The sequence below is a fragment of the Nonomuraea sp. NPDC001684 genome, from assembly GCF_053596515.1.
The window spans coordinates 21114-28715 of record NZ_JBSFGJ010000077.1 but is presented as its reverse complement, the minus strand read 5'-3'; the positions used below and the strand labels follow the sequence as shown (position 1 = coordinate 28715).

The 7602-nt window shown below is 71.4% G+C and carries 6 protein-coding genes; all 6 read right to left on the bottom strand.

The annotated features are described in order from the left end of the window. Positions 1–876 (bottom strand): threonine aldolase family protein (locus ACWCSD_RS17165; protein WP_449915936.1); only part of this gene is annotated, 876 nt, incomplete at its 3' end. After that, the gene (locus ACWCSD_RS17160) at positions 873–1502 is read right to left on the bottom strand and encodes an SDR family NAD(P)-dependent oxidoreductase (RefSeq protein ID WP_449915933.1); all 630 of its coding nucleotides are present in this window, start codon (positions 1500–1502) and stop codon (positions 873–875) included. The genes ACWCSD_RS17165 and ACWCSD_RS17160, both read right to left, overlap by 4 nt. Further along, on the bottom strand, positions 1499–3562 hold the full coding sequence (locus tag ACWCSD_RS17155) for a DUF6421 family protein (protein WP_397162304.1): 2064 nt from the start codon (positions 3560–3562) through the stop codon (positions 1499–1501). Before ACWCSD_RS17155 ends, ACWCSD_RS17160 begins: the two co-directional genes overlap by 4 nt. Before the next feature lie 70 nt (positions 3563–3632). Next, positions 3633–4289 (bottom strand): response regulator, encoded by a 657-nt coding sequence (locus ACWCSD_RS17150; RefSeq protein ID WP_125630960.1) that lies wholly within the window; start codon positions 4287–4289, stop codon positions 3633–3635. A 70-nt stretch (positions 4290–4359) separates the two neighbouring features. After that, a complete protein-coding gene (locus tag ACWCSD_RS17145) occupies positions 4360–6078 on the bottom strand; it encodes a serine/threonine protein kinase (RefSeq protein ID WP_397162349.1) in 1719 nt (572 codons plus the stop codon). Continuing rightward, entirely contained in the window at positions 6078–7553 is a 1476-nt protein-coding gene (locus tag ACWCSD_RS17140) for a hypothetical protein (protein ID WP_397162305.1), read from the bottom strand. The genes ACWCSD_RS17145 and ACWCSD_RS17140 overlap by 1 nt, the downstream gene beginning before the upstream one ends. Positions 7554–7602 lie beyond the last annotated feature (49 nt).

Sequence of the window (7602 nt, the reverse complement as noted above, 5' to 3'; positions counted from 1 at the left end):
GGCCTCCACGGGCCGGGGCAGCGTGACGCCCGGGATGCGCCCCACGGCCTCGGCCAGCCGCCGCCCCATGGCGTTGGCCTGCCGCGCGTTGCGCAGCCACAGGTCGCCCGAGAGCAGCGCCTCGAACTGCGCCGAGACGAACCGCATCTTGGACGACAGCTGCATGAACGTCTTGCGGATGTAGTCGACGCCGGTGGCCGCCGACGGGTTGAGCACCACGACGGCCTCGCCGTACAGCAGGCCGATCTTGGTGCCGCCGAAGGAGAGCACGTCCACGCCCGCGTCGGTGGTCAGGGCCCGCATCGGCACGTCGAGCGCGGCCGCGGCGTTGGTCAGCCGCGAGCCGTCGAGGTGGACGAGCAGGCCGAGCTCGTGCGCGTGGGCGCAGATCGCGGCGATCTCCTCGGGCGTGTAGACGGTGCCCCACTCGGTGGTGTTGGAGATGGACACCACCTTGGGCTGGGCCCGGTGCACGTCGCCGAAGCCCCACGCCTGGCGGTCGATCAGCTCGGGGGTGAGCTTGCCGTCGGGCGTGGGCACGGTGAGCAGCTTGATGCCGCCCGCCACCTCGGGGGCGCCGCCCTCGTCGGTGTGGATGTGGGCGCTCTCGGCGCAGATGACCGCCTCCCAGTGGGCGGTCATCGCGCGCAGCGAGACCACGTTGGCCGCCGTGCCGTTGAAGACCGGCCAGGCCCGCGCCCCGTCGCCGAAGTGCCGCTGGAAGACCTGCTGCAGCGCCTCGGTGTAGACGTCGTCGCCGTAGGCGATCTGGTGACCGCCGTTGGCCTGGACGATGGCCTGGAGGATCTCCGGGTGCACGCCGGCGTAGTTGTCGCTGGCGAACGCCTTGAGCTGGGGGTCGTGCCGGGGGATCAAGAAGTGAGGTCCAATCGGGTGCCGTTGATGTCTGCGGCGGGGCGGTCGTAGAGGCCGGCGATCGCCGCCGCCAGGTCGCCGACGTCGGTGAAGCCGGGGAACTTCGCCTCCGGCTTGGCGGCCCTCATCGCGTCGTTGACCAGGGCCTTCACCACCAGTATGACCGCTGCCGCGTTCGTGCCGGACAGCGCGTCGGCCAGGGACAGCGTCCAGGCCTCCGAGGCCGCCTTGGCCGCCGCGTAGGCCGCGCCGCCCGCCGTGGGCCGCTGGGCGGCCTTGGCGGAGATGATCACGAACCGGCCGTTGTCGCTCTTGCGCAGCAGCGGCTCGAAGGCCAGCGACACGTGCTGGAGCGTGCGGATCAGCAGGTCGTGCAGGGCGTCCCAGTCCTCCAGGCGGGTGTCGGCGAACGTGCGCGAGCCGCGCCAGCCGCCCACCAGGTGGACCACGCCGTCGACCCGGCCGTGCTCGGCGTCGATCCGGGCCGCGAGGTCCTGGACGGCCGCGCGGTCGAGCAGGTCGACGTCGTCCTTGTCGACCCCGATCACGGCGTGCCCCTGCTTGCGGAAGTGCTCGGAAACGGCTTCCCCGGTGGGGCCGCCGGCCCCCGTCACCAGGATGATCATGCGCGGATCCCCTTAGTCGACTCGACCACGTCTGTCAGCTTACGGCGCAGGGCCTCGTAGAACATGCTGAGCGGGAACTCGTCCGGCAGCACCGCGTCCACCTTGGCCTTCTGCTCCTCGGGCAGGGCCTGGACGCCCTTGGCCCACACCGAGCCGGGGGCCGGCGGCACGTACGCGCTGACCAGCTCGTGCGCGGCCAGCCAGTGGGCCAGCTTGGACCGGTCGATGCTGTCGCGGTACAACTTCTCGACCTCGCCCCGCAGGTCGGCCACGCCGTCCGCGACCCGCTCCCAGTCGATCGTGAGCCGGTTGTCGGTCCAGCGGACGATGTCGTTGCGGTGCAGGTACGCGAAGAGCAGCTGGCCGCCGAGCCCGTCGTAGTTGCGCACCCGGTCACCGGTGACCGGGAACCTGAACAGCCGGTCGAACAGGATGGCGAGCTGCACGTACCGGGCGTGCGGCACGCCCTTGCCCTCCAGCTCCACGGCCTCGCCGAACGCCGTCAGGTCGCAGCGCAGCTCCTCCAGCGAGTACAGCCAGTACGGCATCCGCTGCTTGATCATGAACGGGTCGAACGGCAGGTCGCCGTGGCTGTGCGTGCGGTCGTGGATCAGGTCCCACAGCACGAACGTGTCCTGGGCGAGCTGCTGGGAGTCCAGCAGGCGGGCGGCGTCCGGCGGCAGGTCGAGCCGGAGCGTGGCGGCGGCCGCCGCCGAGACCCGGCGGAACCGGGCGGACTCGCGGTCGGCGAAGATGCCGCCCCAGGTGAAGCGGGCCGGCGCCTGGCTTACCGCGACCGTCTCGGGGAACAGCACGGCCGAGTGGGTGTCGTAGCCGGAGGTGAAGTCCTCGAACGCGATCGGCACGAACATCGGGTTGTCGTAGCCGCCGGCCTCCAGCCGGGCCAGCCAGTCGGGCCAGATGGTGCGGATCCAGACGGCTTCGAGGTTGCGGCTGAGGTTGCCGTTCTGGGTGTACATGGGGAACACCACGACGTGCTCCAGGCCGTCCACGCGCTGGGTGTCGGGGTGGAAGAGGTCCAGGGCGCGCAGGAAGTCGGGCACGCCGAGGTCCTGCTCGGCCCAGGCGGCCAGGTCGTCCTGGACGGCCTGGAGGTAGGCGGCGTCATGGGGGAAGTAGGGCGCGATGTCGCCCACGCGGCGGCCGATCTCGGCGACCAGCGCCTTGGCCCGCTCCTTGTCCTCCGGCACCGAGCCGTCCTTGACCTGCAGCGGGCGCAGCTCCTCCACGGCCTCCTTGAGCCGGGCGAACAGCGCGGCCTTGGCCTCGTCCCGGGATCCGGCGGCCTCGTCGCCGCCGGGGACGCGGGCGGCCCAGGTGATCACGTTGCCCCAGAGCCTGCGGTGGTCGTAGTCCTCGATCGAGTCGTCGCCGAACAGGTCGGAGTCGGCGAACACGACGACCCGGCCCTTGCCGTGCCGCAGGGCGACGGCCAGCGGCGCGCCCGCCGGGTCGGCGGTGGCCGAGGTGGCGAACAGCACCGTCGCCTCCTCGGGGGCGGTCAGGACGCCCGAACGGTAGAAGCAGGCCCGCTGGACGCCGGCCAGCACGCCGTCGCCCGTGGCGCGCTCGGCGAGCACCCAGGTGGCGACCTCGCGGTGGGCGTTCCTCGGGTCGCGCACGGTCGTGTGACCGACGCCGACGCCGAAGCGGGCGAGCAGCTCGGCGACGTTGTTGCCGTACTTGTCCTGCTCCTCCTCGGCCAGCACCACGAGCCCGCCGCCCTCGGCCACGAACGACTCGACGGCGTCCAGCTCGTCGGCGGCGAAGACGGGGCTGCCGTGGCCGGTGGTGCGCTCCCACCGGTCGCCGGACGGGTGGGCGATCACCAGGACGTCCTGGCCGGACAGCGCCCCGGCCGTCAGGGCGCCTTCGGTGTGGGCGAGCACGTCGTGCCCCAGATGGCGCAGCGCGGCTGCCGCGCGCGCGTAGCTGTTGTCGTCGGGATGGGCGGGATTGATGGTCTCGGCGACCTCGCGGCGGATGGTCCACGACTCGCTGTGGGCCTCGTCGAACAGCACCCGGGGGAACGATGGCATGAAATATCTCCTGTTGCTACCGCCTTCTCACGGAAAATATACACATACGTACCCCCCTGTCCGTCAAACCTCAGGCCGCACCAGGGCGCACAACCCCTGATTCGTAGGCGAAGACGACCGCCTGGGCCCGGTCCCGCAGGCACAGTTTCATCAGCACCCTGGCCACGTGCGTCTTGACCGTGGCCTCGCCGACGTACAGGTCCCTGGCGATCTCGGCGTTCGTCAGCCCCCTGGCCAGCAGCCGCAGCACCTCCAGCTCGCGCGGCGTCAGCTCGGCCAGCATCGGCGAGGGCGTGGGGTCGGCGCGACCGGCGAACGTGGCGATGACCCGGCTGGTCACGGCCGGGTCGAGCAGCGCGTCGCCGGCGTGCACCACCCTGATCGCCTCCAGCAGCTGCTCGGGCGGCGACACCTTGAGCAGGAACCCGCTGGTGCCGGCGCGCAGCGCGGCGTAGAGGTTCTCGTCGGTGTCGAACGTCGTGAGCGTGATGACCTTGGGCGGCGAGGGCGTGTCCAGCAGCTCCTTGGCCGCGGCCAGCCCGTCGAGCCGAGGCATGGAGATGTCCATCAGGACGATGTCGGGTCTGGTGCGGCGGGCCACCGCGATGGCCTCGCGTCCGTCGCCGGCCTCGCCGACGACCTCCATGCCGGGGTCGCTCTCGACGACCATGCGCAACCCGGCCCTGACCATCGCCTGGTCGTCGGCGATGACGATTCGTATGCCCACAGGCGGAGGGTAGACGGCCGATGCCCGGCTTGGACACCCAGGTCAAGCCGGGCACAAGTCAGTTACAAGTCTACGAAGGGCGCACGCTCTGCCTGATGCGCGTCTGGACGGCGTCGTCGCAGGTGTTCTTGGCGCAGAAGTACATCACGAGCATGGTCTTGGGCTGACGGTCGATGACGTAGCTGACGAATCCGAGCCGGGTGCCGCCGGCCGGGTCGTGCAGCACGCCGTCGAAGCGGGTGGCCGGGCTGCTGCCCGCCTGGTCCTGGACCGGCTTGCCCAGGTCCACCTGGCCGGGCAGCAGGTTGTCCATCTTGCTCTTCATCTGCTCGGAGTCGCCGCCCGCGTCGAGGGTGTCGGAGACCTGGACGTACACCCCCACGGCGCTGTCGGGGTCGTCGGCGACGATCTGGGAGATCGCCGACCAGTCGGCGCCCGGACCGGCCACGAACAGCGACTCGAACTCGGTGGCGTGCGGCGAGGCCACGGCGAACAGGTCCTGGTGGGTGCGCGCGGTCCAGTCGCCGGGGTACTCGAAGGCCAGCGGGGCGGCGGCGCTGGCGGCGTAGCGCGACCAGGTGTCGCCGCGGTGGTTGAAGATGATCATCGCGACCAGCGTCAGCGCGGCCGCGGCGGCCACCAGGGTGACCGCCACGATCGGCAGCCGCCCCGGCCGCCTGGCCGGAGCCGTGGGATGGGTGGGGGCCGCGCGCCGGGAATGGTCCTCGTGCGGCCCCGAGGGCTGCCCCAGGCCGTGCGGGCCCGTGCCGGGCACCGCGTACGGGCTCTGCTGCGGTCCTGTCTGTGGGACGGCCTGAGGCCCCGTACGCGGGCCTGCCTGTGGACCCGCCGCCGCTCCCGGAACCGGCGCCGCGTGCGGGCCGGTGCGCGGGACGGCGTGCGGGACCAGATGGGGCCCCGACGGGTGCCGGCCGCCCGGCTCGGCCTCCTGGCCGCTGATCGCGTCGCGCAGCGCGGTCACGAACTCGACGCAGGTGGCGTAGCGCTGCTCGGGCGCCTTGGCCAGCGCGCGCGCCATCACGACGTCCACCTGCGGCGGCAGCTCGGGACGCAGCTGCGACAGCGGCGCGGGCTGCTCGGCCAGGTGCGCCCACAGCAGCGCGATGTCGTTCTCCCGCTGGAACGGCAGCCGCGCGCTCAGCGCCTCGTAGACCACGCAGGCCAGCGCGTACTGGTCGCACCGGCCGTCGATGTGCTCCTTGTTGATCTGCTCGGGCGACATGTACCGGGGCGTGCCGATGAACTGGTCGGTCTGGGTCAGGCCGGAGATCGACGAGCGGTGCTTGGTGATGCCGAAGTCGGTCAGGTAGACGTGGTCGCCGGCCAGCAGGATGTTGGCCGGTTTCACGTCGCGGTGGATCAGGTCGTGGGCGTGCGCGGCGTCGAGCGCGGCGGCCGTCTGGGCGAAGATCTGGCTGGCCTGGGCGAGCGGCAGCGGGCCCCGGTCGTAGATGAGCCGGCGCAGGTCGAGGCCGTCCACGTAGCGCATGGCGATGTAGAGCACGCCGTCGGCGTCGGCGTTGGCCTCGTAGATGGGGATGATGTTGGGGTGCTCGATGCTGGCGACCGTCCTGGACTCCAGGATGAAGCGCTGGCGGAACCTGTCGTCCACGGAGAGCACCGGGTTGAGGATCTTCAACGCCACGCGGCGGCTGAGCCGGGGGTCGAGCGCCAGGTAGACGACGGCCATGCCGCCCTTGCCGACGATGTCCTCGATGTAGTACCCGGCCACCTCCTGGCCGATGAGCGATCTGTCGTTCAATTGCATCACGTCTCGATGGGATGGCCGCAGTAGCCGCAGAAACGATGGGCCGGGCCGAGCCTCATGCCGCACGAGGTGCAGTACTTGACCGGCGGCGAGTCGGGGGCGGTCATCACCTGCTGCTGTTGCGGGACCGCCTGGAACGGCTGCGAGCGGCGCACGACGACGGTCTGGCTCGCGCCCTCGTCGAAGGGCGAGGGCACCGGCAGGGTCTCCGGCAGCTCGACCGGTCTCTCCGGGGCCCGCCGCCGCCACAGCAGGAACACCAGGCCGGCCCCGGCGATGAGCAGCAGCCCGCCCGCCACCAGGAACGGCCACAGCGGCGTGGAGCGCGACGGGGGCGCCGCCGCCTGCTTGGTGCCCTGGTCCTCGGGACCGCCGCGCTTGGCCAGCGACGTCTTGAGCAGCGTGGCGGCCACCACGTTGCCGGGGTAGAGCTCCAGGACGCGCTGGAAGCCCGGCGCCGCCTCGGTGTAGTACCTGGTGTGGTAGCGGGTCAGCGCGGCCTCGAAGGCGGTGTCGATCGCGCCCCTGCGCGGCGCGACCTTGGCCGCGGCCAGGGTGGCGGTGATCTCCCTGACGCCCAGCATGGCGGCCGTCTTGCCGCCGCCGATGAGCATGCCGATGACGTGCCCGTCCTTGTCGCCGATCACCGGCGCGCCGGCCAGGCCCTGGTCGACCAGGGCGCCCAGCTTGACCGGCTCGTCCACCTTCTTCTCCGGGTCGGCGAACGGCCTGCCGGACACGCCGGCCTGCCCGCCCTTGGCCAGGTGGGCGATCTGCACGGTCTCCTGGACGCCGGGCCCCGGCCGGCCGAGGAAGCCTGCCACGTTGGTCGGCGAGCCCTCCTGCTCGGGCACCTTGTCGGCGAGCGGCGCGGTCGGCATGCCGACGCTGCCGGCGGCGGGCGTGAGCGGGACCAGCACGGCGGGCGTGTCGGGGGTCTTGCCGGCCTTGATGCACTTGTACTTCAGGCCCTGGCCGGGCGGCGAGACGTTGGTGAACACCGTGATGTCGGTGGTCACGTCGATGATGCAGGTGGCGGTGCTGGTCTTGGGCGGGTAGCACTCCTGCAGGTGGTGGTCGAGCAGGTCGTCCTTGAGCTTGTGCTTCTGGTAGTCGAGCGGGATCTTCACCTTGTGGTGCTCGGCGAAGATCTTGTTGGCGGCGTAGACGGCGACGTCATCGGGGTTGACGGCGTTGCGCCTGAGCGTGACGACGTCGCCCTCGGGGTTGACGACGGTCCCCGTGCCCGAGGCGAACGGGATGTCGTAGGAGCGCTCCACGTGTTTCAGCTCGCCGATGTGGTCGAGCAGGGTGATCTCCACATGGGACACCGCCTCCACCCGCACCACGGCCGGCGTCACCAGATCGGTGATCCCGCTGGGATGGTTGTGGGCCGCGGCGGGGAGAGCGGCGGGGATCGCGAGCAGCACGAGCGCCGCCGCCACGCCGCCCGCCAGAGCTGTGATGCGCGCCATCTTGGCTCCAAACACTGAATAGATCCAGGTTCCCAATCAGATGCCGTAA

Coding starts and splice junctions, on each gene's coding strand:
- ACWCSD_RS17145 (WP_397162349.1), bottom strand. CDS start 6,078: ATGCAATTGAACGACAGATCGCTCATCGGCCAGGAGGTGGCCGGGTAC.
- ACWCSD_RS17140 (WP_397162305.1), bottom strand. CDS start 7,553: ATGGCGCGCATCACAGCTCTGGCGGGCGGCGTGGCGGCGGCGCTCGTG.
- ACWCSD_RS17160 (WP_449915933.1), bottom strand. CDS start 1,502: ATGATCATCCTGGTGACGGGGGCCGGCGGCCCCACCGGGGAAGCCGTT.
- ACWCSD_RS17155 (WP_397162304.1), bottom strand. CDS start 3,562: ATGCCATCGTTCCCCCGGGTGCTGTTCGACGAGGCCCACAGCGAGTCG.